Source organism: Caulobacter sp. AVps16 (assembly GCF_058681455.1).
The window spans coordinates 321,096-343,624 of the sequence record NZ_CM178739.1 but is presented as its reverse complement, the minus strand read 5'-3'; the positions used below and the strand labels follow the sequence as shown (position 1 = coordinate 343,624).

The window sequence follows — 22,529 nt, the reverse complement described above, 5'->3', positions numbered from 1 at the left end:
AAGGCGGAACATCTGCGGGCGGGTCAATGGTGTCAACGGGACCTGCTTAGCCCAAAAGCCGCGCGGCGACCTCTTCCCCGATCGCGAGGGAGCTGGTCAGGCCCGGACTTTCGATCCCGAACAGGGCCATGAGCCCTTCAAGCCCGTGGTCATCCTCAGTGCGCAACTGGAAATCCGGTTGCGGTTCGCCGGGGCCATGCAGCTTGGGGCGTACCCCGGCATAGTCCACCGACAGGGCCCCTTCGGGCAGGCCCGGCCAGAACTTGCGGATATAGGCGGCAAAGATCTCGGCCCTGGCCGGGTCGACCGAATAGTCAGGGGCCGGGACGTATTCCAGATCGGGTCCGAACACCGCCTGCCCGCCCAGGTCATTGCGATAATGGGTACCCAGGGCCCCATGGATCGGCGGCGGATAGATCAGGCGCTGGAACGGAGCCTTGCCGGTCAGACGGAAATAGACCCCCTTGCCGAAATGCCCCTTGGGGATGTGATCGACGGGATAGCCCTCGATCCGCGCTGCAACAGCCTGGGCCGACAGCCCCGGTGCGGTGACCAGCCACCGGCAGGTCAGGCTCGTGGGCTCGGCCCCGCCGGCGCGAACGGAAAAGCCGCCGCCCGGAAGGGCTTCCGCGCCCTCGAACGGCGTCGCGATCACCACCGCCCCGCCGGCCGCCTCGATCTCGCCCTGCAGGGCCGACATGTAACCATGGCTGTCGAACACGCCGCTCTCGGGCGACAGCAAGGCGGCGTGGGCATTGAGGCCGGGCTCAAGGGCACGGGCCTGTTCGCCGGTCAGGCATTCCATGCCCTCGACATCATTCTCCAGCGCTTGGGCCAGGATGTCGTCCAGCCGCGCGATCTCGGCTTCGTCAGTGGCCACCACCAGCTTGCCGCACTTCTTGAAGCCGACATTGTGCCGCTCAAGGAAGGGGTAAAGAGCTCGCCGGCCCTGCACGCACAGCCGCGCCTTCAGCGACCCGGTCGGATAATAGAGCCCGCCGTGGATGACCTCGGAATTGCGCGACGACACGCCCTGGCCGATATGGCCCTGCTCTTCCAGCACGGCGACAACCAGACCCCGCTTGGACAGGGCATAGCCACAGGCCAGGCCGACGGCACCCGCGCCGACCACCACGGCGTCGAAATCGAAGGCCACGCTCACTCGTCGGCGGCCTTGGCCTGCGCCTTCAGGTTGGCCAGCATCTCGGTCAGGGAGATGTTGCCGGCCACCGGCGCTTCAGGCTCGACCATCTCGAAATCCAGATCATCGAGCAGGGCTTCCAGCGCCTCGGAGCCTCCGACGATCTCGGCCGCGCGGCGATAGTTCAGCTCGGCCAGCTCGGCCGCCACGCCCTCATCCAGCGAGGCGAACTCACCGCGATCGACACGGGCCTGCAGATCGGCGGCATCTTCGGCCGACAGCCGGACTGTGACCAGACGTGGACTGGGGAACTTTTCCATTGGCGGCAGCCTAGAGTATTTCCCGGGAAGTGGGAAACGGCCATCGGATCTGGAAAGGCTCTAAACTTTTGATTTAGAGCCCGTTTTGACCAAGCCGCTGCCACCGGCCCGGGCAGAAAGGGCTCTGAATCATAGGCTTAGACCCGCTCGGACAGTCGGCCGGCCGGCCGCCCCCCTTCAGGGGCGGGCTTCGCGCCTTAGGCCTGTGAAGGTGACCGGCGCGTTGTATTCGCGGGCCACGACCCGCACATAGTCCGTAAAGGCGGACGCGGTCTTGCGTGTTTCACCTTCGCTCCAGCCCGAGGCCAGCAGATACCGGAACCGGCCATCGGCCGGCAGGGACGCGGTCATCAGGTGATTGCCCTCATAGGCTGGAAGAAAGGCATAGGCCGGTGCGAGCCGATCAGGCACGACCACGGCAGAGCCCGCATAGGCCACCGCCATGTCCGCCTGGACCCGCGCCAGATCATCGGGGTTTCGGATCAGCTCGGCCCCGGCGCTGACCACCATCCCGCCCTGCTGAACGAAGCTGTCCTCGGTCGCCCGCTTGCGGATGCCGACCACCAGCCGAGGCGGGCTGGCGCTTTTCGGCCGGCGCGTGAAGGCCAGTTCGGCGGTCGTGTAGTCCTCACCGGCATAGGCCGTATAGACCTGCTCCAGATCATAGGTCCCCAGGCCGGTCGTCCAATTCATCGTCCGGATGCGCACCATGCTGCGGACCGGCCCATTGGCCACGACGCTGAACGCATAGCGCGTTGAAGACAGCGGTCCGCCATTGAAGTTCTCGGTGGTTCCCGGGCCAAACCGCGGCCGTGAGACCTTTTCGGGGTGGGCCGGGTCCTCGATCAGGCCAATGCCACCGCCGCCGAACGAGTTGGCGACACTCATGATGTCCGAGCCAAGACCCGGATCGATCAGCGACACCGCATAACCGTCCAGGTTCTCCATATAAAGCCGGTTGCTCATCAGCTGCGGCTTGCGCTTGCCGTAGACGTCGATGTCGGTGGGATACCAGAGTTTCCAGCCGATATTGGCGCTCTCCCAGAACGGAACCGTGTGGCGCATGTAGCTGCCGATGGCGGCATGGGTGCGGTGCGGGTTCCAGCCGCGCTGCTGCATGCCCAGATAGACATAGAAGGTCCGGGTTTCGCGCGGAGCGAAGTCGGCCATGAAAAACAGCTCATCCCAAAGGCCGTCGCCATCCAGGTCATCGAACTGGTAAGGGAAGGCGTGGCCATTTGCCTCGGCAACCTGGCCATGCGCCCCCTCAAGCGCCCGTTTTTGGGCGGAGGGCTCGGGATTGGGCGTTCCACGCGGATCGACCAGCGTCATCTGCAGCTCATGCACGTCGTGCAACGGCACCAGATCGGCGCGCTGGATCGCGACCGGGCTGTTGGTCCGCGCCACGTCCAGCGGGTTCTGCACCTGGATGGCGATGCGCTGCACGGGTTTGAACTCGCCCTGGACGTACCATGGGTCCTGCGCCAGGGCTGGGCCGGCCGTCAGCAGAAGCAGGGCAGCGAAGCCAAAGGCCCTCATCGGCCGGCCTCCAGATAGGCGATCAGGCGGCTCATATTGTTGATGTAAGTGCCTGTCGAAATGCCCATGGGACCCGAGGCCTCAGTGAAGGGTGAGGTGTCCCACGCGTCACCGACCTGCCCGCGATCGACAAAGCCCGGCGGGGGGACCGGCGGGCCGTCTCCGCGATAGACGTGGCTGGTGGTCCGCAGCTCCACGGGCCAGTAACCCTCGGCATTGAGCCCCGCCACCAGGGCCATTGCGCTGTCCTCGGCCTTGGCTGCGGCAGCGGTGACATTGAGGTCTGACCCGCCCAGGGCGTGGGTCACGACAAACCGGGGCATCAGCGACGGTCCGCGCCCCATCAGCGCCGAGTCGCGCGTGGCCTCCTCGGCGCTCATGGCGGCCAGCTGCGTGTAGCGGGCGCGGAGCTTTTCGACATTGACCCGCTTGGCCGGCAGCGTGGTGGAGGTGTCGGCCCCGTTCCAGTACGCGCCGTTCTGGGCGTTCGAGCCCTTGCGCCCCCCGCCGATGAGCCGACCGGTACTTGGATCATAGTTGCGATAGAAGTTCAGGCCGTTCGCCGGCCGCTTCTCCGGCGGAATCTCCACGCTGGTCAGCCAATCGATCGCCTCGCCCACGCGGGCCAGATATCTCCGCTCCCCGGTCAGCTGGTAATAGTCGAGGAGCTGGGTGATCGCCGCCGCCGTGCCGTGCGGGGTGATCGATGCGGGCTCATAGGTGCGGGCCGGTGCGGGTTTGAGGTCGGGCGTGTACTGCATGGCCCAGCCCGGCGTCGGGGCCGGCTGCTGCAGGTCGATCATCAGCTCCATGGCCCGAACAAGCGGCGCGCGGACCCGCTCCTCCTTCAGCTGTTGCAGGACCAGCAGCAGGAAGCTGATGTTCTCTTCCGCAACCTCGTCATTGAGGGTGATCAGACCGGTATAGTCCGGCCTCCCCTGTTTTGAGAACTCGCCCATCCTGGGCCAGCGTTGCGGCCAGCCGCCGTTGGGATACTGGCTCTCCAGAACGAAATCGACGGTCTTGTCGACGGCCTGGCGATAGCGGGCATCGCCCTTTTCCAGATGCATCCTCAGCAGGAAGCGGCCGCATTCGATGGTCGCATGATCATCGAAGGTGGCGTTGCCGTAGTAGTGCTGAAACTCCTCCAGTCGCCAGCCGTTCTTGCCGATCGTCTCGTACCAGCGCCGCATTGAGGCCTCGCCGGCAAAGTCGATGATGTAGTTCCAGCCGCCCGAAGGATGCTGGCCGGCGATCAGGGCCGCAGCGACCTGCTCGGCGGCCGCGTAGTAAAAGGCCTCTCCCGTGGCGTGCCAGGCATCCAGAAAGATCTGCCCCACCTCCGGCGTCCCCGGGGCCTGGGTCCAGATCATGGTCGGATAGGCCTCCATCTCGCCCCAGCGGCGCGACAGGTCGGGGAGGTAGGACCAAACATAGCCGCCGCGAACGGCCACCTTCTCGGTCATGAAGCGGGTGGCGCGCGCCATGGCGGTCAGCACGGCCTGGCGCGGCGCTTCGGCGGCCGAGGCCCTGCCCTTTGGGCAAAGGGCCAAGGCCACACCTGCCAGCAGCCAATTGCGGCGATTGAACATGCAACACCCCCCTAAACCGCCCGGACCTGAGGGGTCTCTATTGGCGGAACGCTCGAAACGCACCGCCAGTGAGACTCTTGATAGACACCGGTGTCAATGCACGACGGTCGGGCTCAGGCTCAGTGGACGGGGTGCGCGTCGGACGGGAGCGCGCTGGCCGCCAGGGCCGAGGTCGGTCAGACCAGCAAGGCTGCCGACATCAGGCCCCGGCGGATGCGGTTCGGACGGGTCTGCGACATCACGCCCTCTCCGTTCGTCGGCAGGGGGCTTAAGCCCCCCACTGCTCCCACAACTTCGCCTCGGCCGCCTTGGCCGTGACCACCGCCGCTTCCTTCACGTGGCCATAGCCGCGGATGGACTGCGGGATCTCGGCGATCTTCTGCGCCAGGGGCAGGCTCTCGGGCTTGAGGCCCGCTGAGAGGCGATCCAGGGCGACCTCATAGGCGTCGATCAGGCCGCGCTCCATGCGGCGCTCCTCGGTCTTGCCGAAGATGTCGAAGGCTCCGCCGCGCAGGCCCTTCATCTTCGCCATAATCGGGAAAGCAAACTCGAGCATCCAGCCGCCGAAGGCGATCTTCTTCGGTTTGCCGTCCGGACCCTTGCGGGCGATCAGCGGCGGGGCCAGCCAGACCTTGGCCTTGCCGCCCTTGAAGGTGCCGGCCAGCTCGGCGGCAAAACGACCGTCGGTATAGAGCCGGGCGACCTCGTACTCGTCCTTGTAGGCCATCAGCTTGTAGAGATTGATGGCGGCGGCGCGGGTCAGGGGCAGGGCAGCGGCCTCGGCACTGACAGCGAGCTCGGCGGCCCGGACCCTGGCGATCTTGGCGGCATAGCGTTCGGCATAGGCGGCGTTCTGATAGGCCGTCAGTTCGGCGGAGCGCTTGGCGATCAGGTCGTCCAGAGGCATCGTCTCGGGCGTGGCTCCGACTTCGACCTTGGGGCCGGCGGCGGACGGATCATGGGCGATGCGGCGACCCAGTTCGAAGGCCTGGAGATTGGCCTCGGCTTCCACCCCGTTCAGCTTGATGGCCCGATACATGGCGCGACTGGACAGGGGGATCACCCCGCGCTGCCAGGCGAAGCCGACCATGATCATGTTGGCGAAGATGGCGTCGCCAAACTGGCTTTCAGCCAGGTGCTGGGCTGGGCAAGCATCGAAACTCTTGGTCGCGCCCTTGACCCGGCGGGCCATGGCTCCGCTGTCGAACTTGACGTCGCGGCTGGTGACGAAGTCGGCGGTGGGGGCAAAATCGCTGTTGCCGAAAGCAGCGGTGCGGTCCTTGGCATAGAGCGACAGGCCCTCGGGGCTGGCAGCCACCAGCAGGTCGCAGGCGATCAGGACGTCGGTGCTGGCGGCCGGCACGCGGCCGCCGACCACGGTGTCCTCGGTCTCGCCGATCTTGACGTGGCTGAACACCGAGCCGCCCTTCTGGGCCAGACCGGTCATGTCGACTACGCTGCCCGAGCGACCATCAATGTGCGCCGCCATGGCCAGGATCGAGGCCACGGTGGTGACGCCGGTACCGCCGACGCCGGTGAACAGGATCTTGCGAACGCCGACCAGCGGCTCGAACTCTGGCAGCGGCGTGGAGTCGGCGGTCAGGGCGGCAGGACGGGCCTTCGACTGAGCGCTTTCAGCCCCCTCCAGGGTGATGAACGACGGGCAGAAGCCCTCGACGCAGCTGTAGTCCTGATTGCAGCTGGACTGGTTGATCTTGCGCTTGCGGCCAAACTCGGTGTCCAGCGGCTCGACGGAGACGCAGTTGGACTTCACCGAACAGTCGCCGCAGCCCTCGCAGACCAGCGGGTTGATGAAGACCCTGCGAGGGGCCTTGGCCATGGTGCCGCGCTTGCGGCGACGGCGCTTTTCAGTGGCGCAGGTCTGGTCATAGAGCAGCACCGTGGTGCCGGGCGTTTCGCGCAGCATCTTCTGTACGGTCATCAGTTCGGACCGCGGGAAGACGTCGACATTGGGCGCCAGATCGGAGACGCCCTGATAGCGTTCCAGCTCATCGACCACGATGACGGTGCGGGTCACACCTTCCGAGGCCAGTTGACGGGTGATCTGGGCAGGCGTGAAGCCGCTTTCGGCCTTCTGGCCGCCGGTCATGGCCACGGCGTCATTGAACAGCAGCTTGTAGGTGATGTTGGCCCTGGCCGCGATCGCAGCCCGGATCGCCAGCGAGCCGGAGTGGTTGTAGGTGCCGTCGCCCAGGTTCTGGAAGACGTGCTTCTCGGTGGTGAACGGCGCCGCGCCCACCCAGGTCAGGCCCTCGCCGCCCATATGGGTGTTGAGGTCCGTCGAGGGGTCGTTGAACCCGGCCATGTAGTGGCAGCCGATGCCGGCGAGGGCCCGCGAGCCCTCCGGCAGCTTGGTCGAGGTGTTGTGCGGGCAGCCCGAGCAGAAGAACGGCTTGCGGGCCTGGTCGGCGGCCAGGCTGACGGCGGCGACGCCGGCGGCCGAGACGCGGTCCAGATAGGCGCGGGCCCGTTCCATGTGCGGCCCGTCGGGCAGGCGGTCATAGATGGCGAGGGCGATTTCGGCGACCGACAGCGAGCCGAGCTCCGACAGCAGCGGGTGATGGTGCTCGTCGGTCTTGCCGATGATGCGCGGGCGGGCCTGGGCCGGCAGGTCATAGAGGGCGGCCCGGGCCTGGGGCTCGATCAGGCCGCGCTTGTGCTCGATGACCATCAGGGTCTCAAGGCCCGCAGCGAAGGCGCGGATGCCCAAGGGCTCCAGCGGCCACGGCATGCCGACCTTGTAGATCGAGACGCCGAGGTCAGCGGCTTCCTGCAGGGTCATGCCCATGGCCGTGAAGGCCTCCAGCACGTCCTTATAGGCCTGGCCCTGGCAGACGATGCCCAGGCGGGCCTTGCCGACGCGGACATGCGAGGCGCCCAGCACCACGCGGTCGATGTGGTTGGCACGGGCAAAGGCCAGGGCGGCCGGGATCTTGTGCAGACGGAGCCGGCGCTCCTTTTCCATCGGCTGATCCTTCAGCCGGATGCCGAGGCCGCCCGGCGGCATCGCGAAGTCGGGGATGATGACGTTGTGGCGATCCAGCGACACATCGATCGTCACGCCGGAGTCCATGGTGTCGGCAAGGGCGATCATGCCGGTCCACAGGCCCGTGAACCGCGACATGGCGATCCCCATCAGACCGTAGTCGAGGACCTCCTGCACATCGGCCGGCGACAGCACCGGCATCTCGAAGTCCTGGAAGGCGAACTCCGACTGCGACGGCAGGGTCGAGGACTTGCAGGCATGGTCGTCGCCGGCCACGGCCAGAACACCGCCGGTCGGGAAGCTGCCGGCGAAATTGGCGTGCTTGAAGACGTCGCCGGTGCGGTCGACGCCCGGGGCCTTGCCGTACCACATGCCGAACACGCCATCATGGGTCGCGCCGGGGAACAGGTTGGCCTGCTGGCTGCCCCACACGGCGGTGGCGGCCAGGTCCTCGTTGAGGCCTTCCTTGAAGACCACGTCATGCGCGGTCAGCAGCTTGTTCAGGCGCGCAGCCTGCTGGTCGAGTCCGCCGAGCGGCGAGCCCCGATACCCCGACAGGAAGCCGGCCGTATTCAATCCGGCCCGGCGATCCAGCCGCTTGCGATCGAGCAAAACCCGGATCAGCGCCTGGACACCGGTGATGAAGGCGCGACCATCTTCGAGAAGATATTTGTCGTCCAGAGTGACTTCTGAGTGCCTCATGGCAAAAAAATTCCTCCCGGGTCTTCTCGCCCGCGTAGCAATATCTTATAGAAACGGGGAAATTGTTTGCCCAAGGCGTGCCCTAGTCGTGGCTGCTTTCGGCACGATCACCGCGCTAAATGACCTCTGGGGGAGGAATTCTTGTCCGAACAACTCGACGCCGTGGATGCCAAGATCCTCGATCTCATCCAACACGACGCCGGTCTGTCCGTCGCCGAGATCGCTGAACGGGTCGGGCTGTCGTCCAGCCCCTGCTGGCGTCGGATCAAGCGCCTGGAAGACGCCGGCGTCATCCAGCGCCGCGTGACGATCCTCGACCGCGAGAAACTGGGCCTGGGCTTTGAGGTCTATTGCACCGTCAAGCTGTCCCTGCCGACCAAGGAAAACCTCGACACCTTCGAGCAGGCCGTCAGCAAGTGGGCCGAGGTCGTGCAGTGCGCCACGGTGACCGGGGCCGCCGACTATGAGATGCGCATCGTCACCCGCGACATGCGCGCCTTCGACGAGTTCCTGCGCGACAAGCTGCTGTCCCTGGGCCTGGTCAGCAATATCGAGAGCCGGATCGTCATCCGCGGCGTCAAGAACTCGACGGCCGTGCCGCTGGGTCTGGTCAGCCCGTATGTGAGCCCTCTGGGTTAGTCAGCACTCGCCCCCTCCGCGCTGACGCGCTCCTCCCCCGTAGGGGGAGGATGAAAGCGTCTTTCCCCTGCGGGGGAGGACGGCGGCGAAGCCGCCAGGAGGGGGCCAGTCGCTCAGACAGGGCGCATTTCGACAAGACGCCCACCGCAACCTGTGAGAATCTCCGGCCACCCCCTCGCCGGAGCCCTCCATGATCGACCTCGTCATCGAAGCCCGCCGCCACGACATCGGCAATTTCGAGGTCGGGCGCATCCTGCCCTTCCATGCCCATCGCATGGTCGGCCCGTTCACCTTCCTCGACCACATGGGACCCGCCGAATTCGCGCCGGGCTTTCCCAAGAGCGCCGACGTGCGGCCTCACCCCCATATCGGCCTGTCGACCCTGACCTATCTGTTTCAGGGCGAGATTACCCACCGCGACAGCGTCGGGTCGCTGGCCGAAATCCGGCCAGGCGAGGTCAACTGGATGACCGCCGGGTCAGGCATCACCCATTCCGAACGCTTCGAGACCCTTCGCCGCCAGGGCGGCCGCATGGACGGCATGCAGGCCTGGATCGCCCTCCCCCAGGAATTCGAAGAGGTCGCCCCCAGCTTCAGCCACCATGCGGGCGACACCGCCCTTCCCTATTATGAGAGTGGCGGCCTGAAGGCCCGGCTGATCGCCGGCGAGGCGTTCGGGGCCAAGACCGATGTACCGGTCTATTCGCCGCTGTTCTATGTGCACTGGGAACTGGCGGCCGGGACCACCGCCGGCCTGCCCGCCGAGTATTCCGAGCGCGCAGCCTATGTCGCCAGCGGCCGGGTCGAGGTGGATGGTCGCGAGCTTTCAGCCCTGCAGATGGCCGTATTCGCCCCCGGCGAGACGATCGTTTTCAAGGCCCTGGAGCCCTCGACCGTCATGTTGCTGGGCGGCGAGCCCGTCGGCCCGCGCTTCATGGAATGGAACTTCGTCTCGTCCTCAAAGGACCGGCTGGAACAGGCCAAGGCCGACTGGAAGGCCGGACGCATGAAGCTGCCCGACCTCGATCATGACGAGTTCATCCCCCTGCCCTGAGCGCCGTCGGCGACAGGACAGACGGCGGAACAGACCTAGGTCTGGGCGGAACTACCTGTAGCGCCGGTTCTCGCGGATACCGAACCTCAGGAAATGCTTGCGGGCATCCACCCCCGCTGCGGCCACATCGGCATTGAGCGCCAGATAGCGCTTGGGATCGAAGTCAGCCGGGATCTTGCCCGGCACGAGGGCGGCCTGGTGCTGGGCGGCAGGCGGGGTAGGCTCCCGGCGAACGACCTCGGAGACTGGCCGGTCAATATAGATGTTGGGTGCCACCTGACCGGTCGACAGATCGATGATCTGGCGCAGGTCCAGATTGCCGACCAGCGGGTCCGAAAAGGCCGGCGTGTAATAGGTGCAGTCGTCGAAATAGTAGTGGGTCACCTGCGACCAGCGGGTGCGGGCAGGGTCCTTCTGCCGGCTGCCGCCATGCAGCAGATTGGCCGCCCAGATCAGGGCCTGGCCCTTCTTGGGATAGAAGTATTCCGGTTGCACACCGGTCGCCTCGACCAGGGCTGCCCAGACGTTTTCGTAGGGTGTCTGGGCCAGGAAATCCGCGCCGGCCCCGATCACCTTGCCGATCATGTCGTTGTAAAGGATCGGCCACTTGTGGGAGCCCGGATAATAGACCAGCGGCCCGGCGTCGGGATGGATGTCCTCCAGGGCCAGCCAGACCCCGCACATGAATCGCTCCGGAATGCTGGAAAAGTGGATCGAGTCAGAATGGACGTGCTGCTGGGTCCCGACAGGGAAGTTCAGGGTCTGGAACGGAAAGGCCCGCCGGCCATAGAGCTTGCCCAGCAGGGCCAGCACCGCCTCATTGACCGCGATGGCGCGCACGTCTTCGCTGGTCTTCCAGGCATCCTGCACCCTTAGGCCATTGTCGGCGGCCCAGCCCTCGGACCGCCAGTGCTCGAAATCATACTGGGGGGTCAGGGTCTCGATGATCCGCGCGATGCGCGCATCCAGATCGTCGTCCGGGAAATCCAGGACGGCAAAACCCTTCTCATGCAATTGCAGGGCAATGTCCCGCTCGATCGCGGTCAGACCCATCTGATCCAGAGAGGCCTTGAGCAGCCAGGACTCGACCAGCGGCACGCCGGGGAGAAGGTCTTGGGAAACAGTCATGAGGCCTTATAGGTCCGTTCGACGCAATTGGGCGGACACAAGCGTCAAGGCGTGGCCATTTTTTGACGGTCGGCAGACTGGGCCCTTACCCGGAGCTGATCCGAGTACATCGCCCTGTGCCTTGCAGGCCTCGCCCCATCCAGACTCAGATGGCGATAGATGACGTGTCGCATGATGCGGCCCGAGCTAGCCTGAGACGCATTCATCACCCTGCCGGAAGTGGCGGGGACCCTACCAGGACAGGTCGGCCATCATCGCCGCATATAGCCCGATCCCGTCCCAGAGATTGGCCAGGCGCAGGTTCTCGTCGGCAGCGTGCTGGTTGTTGTCGTGGTTGCCGATCGGCAAGCCGATCAACGGCGCGTCCAGGGCGTCCTCGAACATGTTGAGCGGTACGCTGCCCCCCATCATCGGCAGCAGAGCGACCGGGCGGCCGGCGACGCGATTGGCCGCGGCGATCACCGCCCGCGAGGTCGGCGTCGTCATGTCCGAGCGCAGGGCGCGATAGCCGCCTGACCATTTCAGCCGCATCAGCTGCGGATGGGCCGCGCGATCAGCCTCGCTCGGCGGGCCGTCCAGTAGGGTCCAGCCGCGCTTTGTCAGGAAGGTTTCGACGCTGGCGCGCACGGCGTCCGGCGACTGGCCTGGAACCAGGCGGATGTCGAAGGCAGCCTGGGCCTGGCTGGGGATCGCGCCCTGGGCCTGGTCGCCGACCTGACCGGCTAACAGCCCCCGCACGTTCAAGGCCGGGCGCTGGGTCGACAGGGTCAGCCCCTCCTCGCTCTCGGCGGCGGCGACGCCGATCTCGCGGCGGATGTCGGCGTCGACCGGCGGCAGAGCGTCGATCGCCGCCTTCTCGGCTGCGCTCGGCGGCTGCGCCCCATCACTGAAACCCGGAATCAGAACCCGGCCATCGGGGGCGCGCATCTCTGCAATCACCTGCGCCAGGCGAGCGGCGGGATTGGGTGCCCAGTTGCCGTAGTGGCCGCTGTGCAGCGGTCGTCGCGGGCCATAGAGGGTCATGTCCAGGGCCATGACCCCACGCACGCCGAAATAGAGGGTCGGGGTCCGCGACTGGTGCACGGGCGCATCACCGATCAGCCAGAGATCGGCCTTCAGGCGGTCGCGGTGGGCGGCCAGGATGGCGGGCAGATGCGGTGAGCCGGCCTCCTCCTCGCCCTCCCAGAAGACGATGATGTTGATCGAAGGCCTCTTGCCCACTGCCTTCAGCGCGTCGAACGCGGCCAGGAAGGCGACGATGGCAGCCTTGTCGTCAGCCGCGCCGCGTCCGAACAGTCGCCATTCGGGATCCAGCGGCCGGGCACCGGTCCGCCAGTCCGAGATCTCGGCGGCGTCAACCCCTAGGCCAGTCCGCAGGGTCGGGACGAACGGATCCGAGCGCCAGTCGCGCGGCGCGACCGGCTGGCCGTCATAGTGGGCATAGAAGACGACCGTGCGCCTGGCACCCGGGGTGTCGTAACGGCCGAACACGACCTTGGGCGAACCGTTGGCGGCCAGCAAATCGGTCTTGAACCCGCGCTGGTCCAGATGGGCCTTGAGCCGGTCTGCCTAGGCGTCCAGCCCGGCAGGATCGACGGCAATGCTGCGAATGGAAATCGCGTCGGCCAGCTGGCCGACGATGGCGGTCTCGTTCTTTTGCCGCCAGGCTGAGACCTTGGCCGACAGGGTTTGGGCCTGGGCGACCGTCGCCAGGCTCAGCAGGACACTGACAAGCGTTAGTCCTCGGATCAGCCGCATTCCGACCACGTCGCTTCCCCCTACATCGCCTTGTGTTTGGCGATCGTCGCCGCGTCGAGGCGCAGGAACCGCGCGGCATTGTTGTAGAGGATGTCACGCTTTTGCTGCGGCGTCAGAAAGGGTGCCTCATCGATCACGGCAATCGACCGTTCGATGGCTTCAGGCCAGACCATCTGGTCGGAGCCGAACATGACCCGCTCGCCAAACCCTGCGTCCACAAGGGCCTGCAGATAGCGATAGAAGGCCGGCCGGGGCTGCGTATAGACGATGACGCCGGTGTCCAGATAGACTTGCGGGTGGGCGTAGAGAAGCGCCAGGGTGTCATCCAGCATCGGATAGCCGGCGTGCATCACATTGATGCGCAGCTTGGGATGTTTGACCAGCACGTCCTCCAGCAATAGCGGGCTGCTCAGCCGGGCGCGGTACCCTGACCCGGGCATATAGGCCACGCCGGGAGGGCCCGGTCCGACATGGATGGCCACCGGGATGTCGAGCTGTTCGGCGGCGGCCCACAGGTTCTCCAGGCGCGGATCGTTGGGCGCGATCCCCTCATACTGAAAGCCCAGTTCGCCAAGCACGGCCAGCTGGCCGGCTGCCTTGGCCTTGCCGAAGTCGTCCTGCAGCACCTTGGGCTTTGAGAGATCGGACATGGTCGGCATCAGTGCCGGCAGCACCCGGTCGGGGGCCAAGGCGCGCCAGGCCATCACCCGCTTATAAGGCCCGCTGACCACGCCGATAATGTTGCGCCTGGCCATGATCGCCAGGGTCCTGTCGCGGATCTCGTCATCGGTCGTCGGTGACCAGATCGGGTCGGCGCAGCCGGGCGTCTTGAACATGCCGATCAGACCGTCGGTCCAGGGCTGGCGCTGGTCCCAGGTCGGCATCGGCGAGATCGGCGTGCACATGGCCAGCGGCGGCGGCCCCTGGTCATCCGCCGCCAGAGCGTGCAGGTGCATATCGATGATCGGATCGGCGGCGGCGGCAGGCGTGACGCAGAGCCACAGCCCCGCGAGGGCGAGCAGGATGGGCTTGGGGGACATGTCGTGCTCCAGCGTCCGGCGCTAATTGCCGCAGATCAAGTCAAGCTGACCCGCCCCCGCCTTGTAAATGCCCTTGAGAACAAAGGTCTGCGATTTCCGCCGACACGCGCGGCCTAGGCGAGGTCGCGGAAGATCTCGGGCAGGGCGGCGGTCAGGGTCGAATAGTGCGAGTGCCCCGGAAAGGACCGGACGCGGCGGGACTCCGGCCGGGCCTCGGCGATGGCGTGCGACATGCCCGATGGTGCCCAGGTATCGGCCTCGCCGCACCACAGGGTAATCGGTGCCCGCAGGGTCACCAGCCGTTCGGGCGTCTGGACTACATAGCCGCCGATGTCGCGCTTATAGCCCCGTGCGCCCTTGGCCAGGCTGTGGACGATGATGCGTTGGAGACTCGCCTGGAATGCCGGGTCGAGGGCCAGTTCAGCGTCCGCCCCGGCCGCGCCGGCGAAGATCTGGCCGAACAGCGTCTTGGGCGCCAAGGCCGCGAGACCGCCTTGCACCTGGGTCATCAGGTTGAACAACCAGGGTTGGGCGCGCGCCAGGGCGAAGACCCGGCCGCCCGCCATATGCGGCAGGAAGTCCCCATAGCCCAGCGGAGCCGCCGTTGAGATCAGATCCAGGCTCAGATCGTCGCCACGACCGCGCTCAGCCAGCCGCAGCGCGATCTCGGTGGCGACATAGCCGCCCAGCGAGAAGCCCACCAACCGGATAGGACCCTCAGGATATCGCCGCAGGATGCTGGCGGCCAGATGGTCCAGATAGGGCTCGAGCGCCAGGTCGGGACGGTCCAGGGCCCGGTCGGGCGCAAACAGATTGGCGGCAGCTGTCCAGCCGTCGGGACGCGCCAGGGTCAGTTCAACAGGCGAGCCTGGTTGGCCGTGCAGATAGACAAACTGGTCCGCCGCCATGTCTCGCCCCTTCGCCGCCTGGATCGCAGGCATGCCACCCGGCGTGTCATAGGGGGTGGTGGTCGAGGGTCAAGCGCGCCGGCGTCGCGTCCACTGGCGAAGATCCGGTTGAAACCGGCCAGCGCGGCGGCCCATAACAGCCACATGACCGACACCGATCTTACCGCCTTCGTCCGCGGCCTGCCCAAGGCCGAACTCCACATGCACATCGAGGGCAGCCTCGAGCCGGAGCTGATGTTCGAGCTGGCCGAGCGCAATGGCCTCGCCCTGCCCTTCAAGTCGGTCGAAGAGATCCGAGCGGCCTACGCCTTTTCGAACCTGCAGGACTTCCTGGACATCTATTATCAGGGGGCCGGGGTGCTGATCACCGAAGCCGACTTCAAGGATCTGGCCCTGGCCTATTTCCGACGGCTGGCGGCCGATGGTGGCACCCATGCAGAGATCTTCTTCGACCCCCAGACCCACACCGATCGCGGCATCGCTTTCGATGTGGTGATCAAGGGCCTGCTGGCCGGCATGGACGAGGCTGAAAAGACGCTGGGCGTCACGTCAAAGCTGATCCTCTGCTTCCTGCGCCACCTGGACGAGGACGCCGCCTTCGCCACCCTGGAACAGGCCAAACCCTGGCTTGCCGAGATCGTCGGCGTGGGTCTGGACAGCTCCGAAGTCGGCCATCCGCCCGCCAAGTTCGCCCGCGCCTTCCAGGCGGCCCGCGACCTGGGCCTCAAGATCGTCGCCCACGCCGGCGAGGAAGGCCCGCCGGCCTATGTCTGGGAAGCCATAGACCTGGTGAAGGTCGACCGTATCGACCACGGCAACCGGGCGCTCGAAGACGACGCCCTGACGGCGCGGCTGGTGCGCGACGGCACGACCCTGACGGTCTGCCCGCTGTCGAACCTGAAGCTGTGCGGCGTGAAAACGCTGGAGGAGCACCCCCTCAAGCGCATGCTGGACCTGGGCCTGAAGGCTACGGTCAATTCCGACGACCCGGCCTATTTCGGCGGCTATCTGCTTGAGAACTACATGGCCACGGCCACGGCGGTGGGCCTGACGCGCGAGGATCTGGTGACCCTGGCCAAGAACAGCTTCGCCGGATCGTTCCTCAGCGAGGCAGAGAAGGCTGAAAGGATCGCGGGCGTCGACGCCTATGCGGCGGCGAACTAGCCCGCGACAGCGCTCCGCAGCACCGCCGCGATATCGTCGAGCGCCTCAAGGCCCAGGTCCGGATCGATGCGGATCACAATCACCGAACCCGCCAGCCGGTCGGCGATCGGGGTCTCATCGGCGTCCATGTCGCGGGTCCGGAACGATGTGCCGACGGCTTCAACGCCGGCATCGCCGAGCTTTGTCAGCACGTCGGCGGCGGTGTCTTCGGGCAGGCTGAAGGCGCAGGTCTCGGACACCCAGCTCATGCCCCAGCCCGGCTGAAAGCCGATCGGCGCGTCCAGAAGCAGCACCCGCAGGCGCTGGGCGGCGGTGGCCAGGCGCGGCCGCTTCTGCGGCCACAGATCCAGGCCCGCCTCGCCCTCGAACAGCGGGGTATCCATGGCATTGATCGGGGTGGCATCCTCGCAGGCGACGAACACGCCCTGACCGCTGGGCAGGCCGACAATGACCGGCACCGGGGCACTCTGGATGACGTCAAAGGCCTCGACGGCCTCGACCAGGATCGGCAGGCCGGTCTCGTCCCGAAAGGCGGCCCAGGCCCGCAGGTCAGGTGCGCGGCCATGGGCACCGGCCGGCAGGATGGCCTCCAGCGGGCCGGGGGCCTCGGGCAGGCGCTCGCGCAGATGGGCAGGATCGAACATCCAGCTGAACGGATCGACATCGACCAGCCAGGGCTTGAGTCCGGCATCCGCGACGCCCTTCAGGGTCGCGGCGCAGGCCAGGGCCGAAACAACACAGTAGCCGCCGGGGCGCACGCCGAGGGCGGTGAGGGCGACGGAGACGGCCTGGGCGTGATCTGACAGAACCCTTACCGCGACCGGTTGACAGAAGCGCGACATCAGGCCGGCTTCCTCGCCGGGTCCATGACCGGCCGCACGCAGGGCCTCGGTCACGGCATCGAAGTCCACGGGCGAGGCCGGCGCACGGGTCTTGGCGGTGATGGCTTTCGGAACGGGCGCGGTGGCGGGCGAAGGACGCATGGGGCAGGCGCTTCCACGAGAGACCGGTTCCGCCCTATGGCGTCACCTTATGGTTAAGCAACCGTAACAACCGATTCCATTCGCCCCGCTGCGGCGCGCCGTCGCGGGGAAAAGCTCAGAGCTTGGACTCAGCCTGCCATGAGTCGCGCAGTTCCCGCTTGAGAACCTTGCCGATGTGGCTGCGGGGCAAGGCATCGACCAGATGCACCTCGGCGATCCTCTGGGTCTTGCCCACCCGGCCATTGACGAAGGTCCTGATCTCCTCCGCCGTTGCGCTCGTCCCGGCCTTGAGGGCCACGAAGGCGACCGGAGTCTCGCCCCAGGCATCGGACGGCACCCCGACCACCGCCGCCTCGGCGACGGCCTCGTGCCTGACGATCTCGGCCTCCAGATCACTGGGATAGATGTTGAAGCCGCCGCTGATGATCATGTCCTTCTTGCGGTCCATCAGCGTCAGGAAGCCGTCCTCGTCGAACCGGCCCACGTCGCCGGTGCGAATGAAGCGCTCACCCTCGGGCGAGATCCAGGTCGCCTCGGCGGTCTTGCCCGGCTGGCCGTGATAGCCGTTCATCATGCCGGCCGACCGCCCGACGATCTCGCCGACCACGCCAGGCCCGACCTGGACGCCGTCCTCGTCGATCAGACGGATATCGTGGCCCGGGGCCGGCCGCCCCACCGTGTGCAGCTTGTCCGGATGCTCATGGGCCATCAGGATGCAGGTGCCGCCGCCCTCGGTCATGCCGAAATACTCGACCAGTCCACCAGGCCAGCGCTTGAGGACGTCGGCCTTCAGATGGGCGGCGAACGGGGCGCTGGTGCAGAACTTCAGATGGGTGGTCGACAGGTCATAGCTGTCGAAATCAGGTCGCTCCATCAGCCGGCGGTACTGTACGGGCACCAGCATGGTGTGGGTCATGCGGTGGGTCTGGGCCAGGTCCAGATAGCGGCCGGCGTCGAACTTCTTCATCAGGATGACGGTCCCGCCGCCCGCCAGGGTCGGGAAGAAGACGACCAGGGTGGTGTTGGAATAGAGCGGGGTCGACAGCAGGGTCACGGCGGTCGGGCCATAGCCGACCGCGTCGCCGCGGAAGACGTGCTTCCAGCGCATGCCGTGCGACTGGACGATGCCCTTGGGCGTGCCGGTGGTGCCGCTGGAATAGATGATATTGAACGCCGCTTCGGGGGCGATCTCGACGGGCGTCGGCTGGGCACCTTCAGGGGCCAGCCAGGCGTCGAAGGCCTCGCCGGCACCCGAGCCGTCCAGGGCGATCAGGCGCACCGCAACCGGTGCGGGCGTCTGGGCCTCGGCCACCCCGGCGTCGAGAAAGAACAGCTTGGCCCCGCAGTCCGCGACCATGCCGGCTATGGCCTCGGGCGTGGAGGACGGGGCGATCGGCGCGACCGCAACACCGGCCCTCAGCCCGCCCAGAAATACCGCCGTGTAGGGAATGGATGAGAGGGCGCAGACCGCCACCGCCTCGCCCGGCTCGATCCCGTCGCGCTGCAACGCAGCCGCCACGCGATCGACCAGGGCGTCGAACTGGCCGTAGGTCACGGCCTCGCCGGATTCCATGATGATGGCCGGATGGTCGGGATTTTCCGCCGTCCGCAGCCGCAGGATGTCACCCATCACGCCGTAGTCGGCGCTCATCATGCTGGCGATGGTGGTCATGGGCGAGCATCCACAGAAATTGTCATCCCGGACAAGCGCGAAGCGCGCCGATCCGGGACCGACCCGAAGCGCTGAGTTCCATGTCGGTCCCGGGTCTGCGCTTCGCTACGCCCGGGATGACAACGTTCAGGAGGATGCCGCTACGCGTCCCTGAAGCCCTTGCCCTCGGCCACCAGCCGCTCCAGCAAGGCCGACGGCTTGAAGTCATCGCCAAGGGCCGCGTGGAATTCGCGCATCTTGGCCAGGATCTTGTCGAGGCCGACCAGCTCGCCCCAGAACATCGGCCCACCGGTATAGACCGGCCAGCCATAGCCATTGAGCCACACCGTATCGATGTCCGAAGCGCGGATGGCCTTGCCCTCTTCGAGGATCTTCGCGCCTTCATTGACCATCGGGTACAGGCACCGCTCCAGGATCTCCTGATCGGTGATGTCGCGGCGCTGGATCTGGCGCTTCTCGGCGAAGTCGCGGATCACCTCCTCGACGATGGCCGAGGGCTTGGCGACGCGGTTTTCGTCATAGTCGTAGAAGCCCTTGCCGTTCTTCTGACCGCGACGATCCATCTCGCACAGTACTTCGCGAACGGTCGAAGACGAGGTCTTGGCCGGATCCCAGCCGATGTCGAGGCCGGCCAGGTCGCTCATCGCAAACGGGCCCATGGGCAGGCCGAAGTCGTAGAGCACCCGGTCAACGTCCCAGGGCATGGCCCCTTCGAGGATCAACTTCTGGGCCTCGCGCTGGCGCTGGGCCAGCATGCGGTTGCCGACAAAGCCGTGGCAGTTGCCGACCAGAACGGCGACCTTGCCGATCTTCTTGCCGATCGCCATCGAGGTGGCGATCACCGACTTGTCGGTCTTGGCCCCGCGGACGATCTCCAGCAGGCGCATGACATTGGCCGGCGAGAAATAGTGCAGGCCGATCACGCTTTCGGGGCGCGAGGTCGAGGCGGCGATCACGTCGATATCGAGATAGGAGGTATTGGAGGCCAGGATCGCGCCCGGCTTGGCGATCTTGTCGAGCTTTCCGAAAACTTCCTTCTTGATCTCCATCAGCTCGAAGACGGCTTCGATGATCAGGTCGCAGTCGGCCAGGTCTTCCAGGTGCATGGACGGCGTCAGCAGCCCCATGCGCTTCTCGACGTCGTCCTGGGTCAGGCGGCCCTTCTTGGCGGTGTTCTCATAGTTCTTGCGGATCGTGGCGACACCGCGATCCAGGTTTTCCTGCTTCATCTCGATGATCGTCACCGGGATGCCGGCATTCAGGAAGTTCATCGAGATGCCGCCGCCCATGGTGCCCGCACCAATGACGCCGACCTTCTTGATCGGAATGAGCGGCGTATCGTCCGGAACATCGGGGATCTTGGCGGCCTGGCGTTCGGCGAAGAATACATGGCGCTGGGCGGCCGACTGGCTGCCGGTCATCAGCTCCATGAACAGCTTGCGCTCGGCTTTCAGGCCTTCGTCGAAGGGCAGGTTCACTGCCGCCTCGATGCACTTGATGTTGTTTTCCGGGGCCATGAAGCCGCGGAACTTCTTGGCGTTGGCGGCGCGGAAGGCCTCGAAGATCTCAGGCTTGCCACGGGCGGCCTCGACCTTGGCGTTCAGTTCGCGAACCTTAGCCAGAGGCCGCTTCTCGGCCAGCACCTTCTGGGCGTAGGCGATCGCACCGGCACGGAGGTTGCCCTCCTCGACCAGCTCGTCGAACAGGCCCATCGCAAGCGCGGCCTTGGCCGGCACGTGCTGGCCGCTGGTGACCATCTCCAGTGCCTTTTCGACACCGACGATGCGCGGCAGACGCTGAGTGCCGCCGGCACCCGGCAACAGGCCGATGTTCACTTCCGGCAGGCCACCCTTGGCCGACGGCACGGCGACGCGATAGTGCGCGACCAGCGCCACTTCCAGTCCGCCGCCCAGCACCGTGCCATGGATCGCGGCAATGACCGGCTTGGGCGAGTTTTCGATGGTGTTCTGAACGTCCTGCAGGGACGGACCGGTCATGGCCTTGCCGAATTCGGTGATGTCGGCCCCGGCGATGAAGGTCTTGCCCTCGCAGATCAGCACGATCGCCTTGACGGCGGGATCGGCAATGGCCGCGTCAAAGGCACCCGAAAGGCCTTCGCGTACGGCAGCCGACAGTGCGTTGACTGGCGGCGAGTTCAGCGTGACGACGCCGATGTCGCCTTCGACAGTGAGATCGGTGACGGCGTTGATCGCGGTCATGGCGGTTTCCACCCCTGCTCTTATGTTTGAACGGTTGTTTGAAGACAAAACCTGCACGCTCGCGCGCCGATGTCCAGACCTCCGTGACGGCGCCCGAATTATGGGCACCCGGCGTTGACGGCACAGGGGACATACTACAAATTCGAAATCAGAGATTCAGCCGAGATGGTCAGCGGGGGCGGCCGAGGCGTTGAACGCTATCAAAGCCCTCCCGCGACCAAGAACCGTCCGTGCTGGGGGAGGGCGTAAGCGTGGAGGCCGGGGCTTGGGGCGCGACTTGCAAGCGTCCCGCCAATTCGAAGTCATGGATTTTTACGCGGACGCGGCGCGTTGTGGCCAACGTGTCGAACTAGGTAAAGCGCACTTCGGCGCGGGAGCCCTGCTCCCGCGCCGCTTTCTTTGCGCGCCCCCCAAGGAGCCTGACTAGGCGGCGCTTTCCGTAAAGGCTGAATAGACCAGGGTGCGCAGCTCGCGCCGGATGGGATAGGCCGAGGACGGCATCAGCTGGGTCATGAACACCACCGCCAGGTCTTCGACCGGATCGATCCAGAAGGCCGTCGAGGCCATGCCACCCCAGAAATACTCGCCATGCGAGCCGATGTTCTTGGTCCGCGCCTGATCGACAGTCATGGCGAAGCCAAGGCCAAAGCCCAGGCCTTCGAATACCGCCTCGCTGAACAGCGACTTGGAGAGGTCCGTCAGTTCCTTGCCACCCGGCAGGTGGTTCATGGTCATCAGCTTGATGGTCTTGGGGCTGAGCAGTCGCGCGCCGTCCAGTTCGCCACCGTTCAGCAGCATGCGGCAGAAACGCATATAGTCGTCAGCCGTCGAGACGAGGCCGCCGCCACCCGACTTGACCGACGGATCGGTCAGGAAGCGGCTCTTTTCCGGATCGTCCTGCAGGACCACCTTGCCTGACGGCGTCAGGGCGTAGCAGGCGGTAAACCGGGCGCGCTGGCTCTCCGGAACATGAAAGCCCGTATCGACCATCTTCAGGGGATCGAAGATGCGGCTCTTCAGAAAGGCGTCAAAAGGCTGGCCGGAAATGGTCTCGACCAGGTAGCCGAGCACGTCCGTGGCCACGGAATAGTTCCAGGATTCGCCGGGCGTGAATTCCAGGGGCACCGTGGAGAGCTTGTCGACAAAGTCCTGCAGGCCGCCGTCGCTGTCGATCCCGTCCAGCTTCAGCTTGCGATAGGCCGCATCGACATTGGTACGCTGCTGGAAGCCATAGGTCAGACCCGCCGTATGGCGCAGAAGGTCCAGCATGCGCATCGGCTCGCTGGCGCGCTTGGTCTGGAAAGCGCCCAGGACGCCCGCCTGGAAGACGCCGAGGTCGCGCCAGGCCGGGATGTAGCGATGGACCGGATCATCGAGGGAGACCTTGCCCTCCTCGACCAGCATCATGAAGGCGACGCTGGTGACGGGCTTGGTCATCGAATAGATGCGAAACAGGCTGTCGGCCTGCAAGGGCTTGCCGCGCTCGACATCGGCCGAGCCCAGAACCGAGCTATAGGCCAGCTGGCCACGTCGCCAGACCTGGGTGAGGGCGCAGGGCAGCTTGCCGCTGTTGATGTACCGCTCCTGGATGAAGGTCTCGATGCGGCTCAGGCGCTCCGACGACAGGCCTACGGCTTCCGGCGTGCTCATGGATACTGTCTCC

General features: G+C 66.0%; 17 protein-coding genes. 3 read left to right on the top strand and 14 right to left on the bottom strand.

Annotated features, from left to right (window positions below; all coding sequences use genetic code 11):
- Window positions 1-46: 46 nt before the first annotated feature.
- The 5 genes from ACW17U_RS01640 to ACW17U_RS01620 all read right to left on the bottom strand — a co-directional run bounded on the left by ACW17U_RS01640 (window position 47) and on the right by ACW17U_RS01620 (window position 8,301).
- Window positions 47-1,156: an NAD(P)/FAD-dependent oxidoreductase gene (locus ACW17U_RS01640; protein WP_492054581.1), complete on the bottom strand. Its 1,110-nt coding sequence runs from the start codon at window positions 1,154-1,156 to the stop codon at window positions 47-49.
- A 2-nt stretch (window positions 1,157-1,158) separates the two neighbouring features.
- Entirely contained in the window at window positions 1,159-1,461 is a 303-nt protein-coding gene (locus tag ACW17U_RS01635) for a hypothetical protein (RefSeq protein ID WP_062149203.1), read from the bottom strand.
- 177 nt (window positions 1,462-1,638) lie between these two features.
- Entirely contained in the window at window positions 1,639-3,000 is a 1,362-nt protein-coding gene (locus tag ACW17U_RS01630) for a DUF4861 family protein (RefSeq protein ID WP_492054580.1), read from the bottom strand.
- On the bottom strand, window positions 2,997-4,592 hold the full coding sequence (locus ACW17U_RS01625; protein ID WP_492054579.1) for a pectate lyase: 1,596 nt from the start codon (window positions 4,590-4,592) through the stop codon (window positions 2,997-2,999). The genes ACW17U_RS01630 and ACW17U_RS01625 overlap by 4 nt, the downstream gene beginning before the upstream one ends.
- 268 nt (window positions 4,593-4,860) lie before the next feature.
- A complete protein-coding gene (locus ACW17U_RS01620; RefSeq protein WP_492054578.1) occupies window positions 4,861-8,301 on the bottom strand; it encodes an indolepyruvate ferredoxin oxidoreductase family protein in 3,441 nt (1,146 codons plus the stop codon).
- A 141-nt stretch (window positions 8,302-8,442) separates the two neighbouring features.
- On the opposite strand from ACW17U_RS01620, the gene ACW17U_RS01615 reads away from it, so the two are divergent.
- Window positions 8,443-8,940 carry an Lrp/AsnC family transcriptional regulator gene (locus ACW17U_RS01615; RefSeq protein WP_062149215.1) on the top strand — a complete coding sequence of 166 codons (498 nt, stop codon included), beginning with the start codon at window positions 8,443-8,445 and terminating at the stop codon, window positions 8,938-8,940.
- 190 nt (window positions 8,941-9,130) lie between these two features.
- A complete protein-coding gene (locus ACW17U_RS01610; protein WP_492054577.1) occupies window positions 9,131-9,994 on the top strand; it encodes a pirin family protein in 864 nt (287 codons plus the stop codon).
- 51 nt (window positions 9,995-10,045) lie between these two features.
- Here the strand turns inward: ACW17U_RS01610 and ACW17U_RS01605 are convergent, their stop codons facing one another.
- From ACW17U_RS01605 to ACW17U_RS01585, 5 genes are all read right to left on the bottom strand, one after another.
- Window positions 10,046-11,122 (bottom strand): phytanoyl-CoA dioxygenase family protein, encoded by a 1,077-nt coding sequence (locus ACW17U_RS01605; RefSeq protein ID WP_492054576.1) that lies wholly within the window; start codon window positions 11,120-11,122, stop codon window positions 10,046-10,048.
- Window positions 11,123-11,353: 231 nt separating this feature from the next.
- Entirely contained in the window at window positions 11,354-12,643 is a 1,290-nt protein-coding gene (locus ACW17U_RS01600) for a M20/M25/M40 family metallo-hydrolase (protein ID WP_492054575.1), read from the bottom strand.
- Window positions 12,644-12,691: 48 nt separating this feature from the next.
- A complete protein-coding gene (locus ACW17U_RS01595) occupies window positions 12,692-12,880 on the bottom strand; it encodes a hypothetical protein (RefSeq protein WP_492054574.1) in 189 nt (62 codons plus the stop codon).
- 20 nt (window positions 12,881-12,900) lie between these two features.
- Entirely contained in the window at window positions 12,901-13,920 is a 1,020-nt protein-coding gene (locus tag ACW17U_RS01590; RefSeq protein WP_492054573.1) for an amidohydrolase family protein, read from the bottom strand.
- A 113-nt stretch (window positions 13,921-14,033) separates the two neighbouring features.
- Complete coding sequence (locus ACW17U_RS01585; protein ID WP_492054572.1) at window positions 14,034-14,828, bottom strand: alpha/beta fold hydrolase; 795 nt, start codon at window positions 14,826-14,828, stop codon at window positions 14,034-14,036.
- A 144-nt stretch (window positions 14,829-14,972) separates the two neighbouring features.
- Between ACW17U_RS01585 and ACW17U_RS01580 the strand changes: the two genes are divergently transcribed.
- Entirely contained in the window at window positions 14,973-15,992 is a 1,020-nt protein-coding gene (locus ACW17U_RS01580; protein WP_492055774.1) for an adenosine deaminase, read from the top strand.
- On the opposite strand, the gene ACW17U_RS01575 is transcribed toward ACW17U_RS01580, so the two are convergent.
- The 4 genes from ACW17U_RS01575 to ACW17U_RS01560 form a co-directional block, all read right to left on the bottom strand.
- Window positions 15,989-16,975, bottom strand: a complete 987-nt coding sequence (locus tag ACW17U_RS01575) for a DegT/DnrJ/EryC1/StrS family aminotransferase (RefSeq protein ID WP_492054571.1) — start codon at window positions 16,973-16,975, stop codon at window positions 15,989-15,991. The two genes, ACW17U_RS01580 and ACW17U_RS01575, sit on opposite strands and share 4 nt — an antisense overlap.
- A 115-nt stretch (window positions 16,976-17,090) precedes the next feature.
- On the bottom strand, window positions 17,091-18,647 hold the full coding sequence (locus ACW17U_RS01570; RefSeq protein ID WP_492054570.1) for a class I adenylate-forming enzyme family protein: 1,557 nt from the start codon (window positions 18,645-18,647) through the stop codon (window positions 17,091-17,093).
- 140 nt (window positions 18,648-18,787) lie between these two features.
- A complete protein-coding gene (locus tag ACW17U_RS01565) occupies window positions 18,788-20,878 on the bottom strand; it encodes a 3-hydroxyacyl-CoA dehydrogenase NAD-binding domain-containing protein (RefSeq protein ID WP_492054569.1) in 2,091 nt (696 codons plus the stop codon).
- Window positions 20,879-21,289: 411 nt separating this feature from the next.
- On the bottom strand, window positions 21,290-22,516 hold the full coding sequence (locus tag ACW17U_RS01560) for a serine hydrolase domain-containing protein (RefSeq protein WP_062149238.1): 1,227 nt from the start codon (window positions 22,514-22,516) through the stop codon (window positions 21,290-21,292).
- Between the last annotated feature and the right edge of the window lie 13 nt (window positions 22,517-22,529).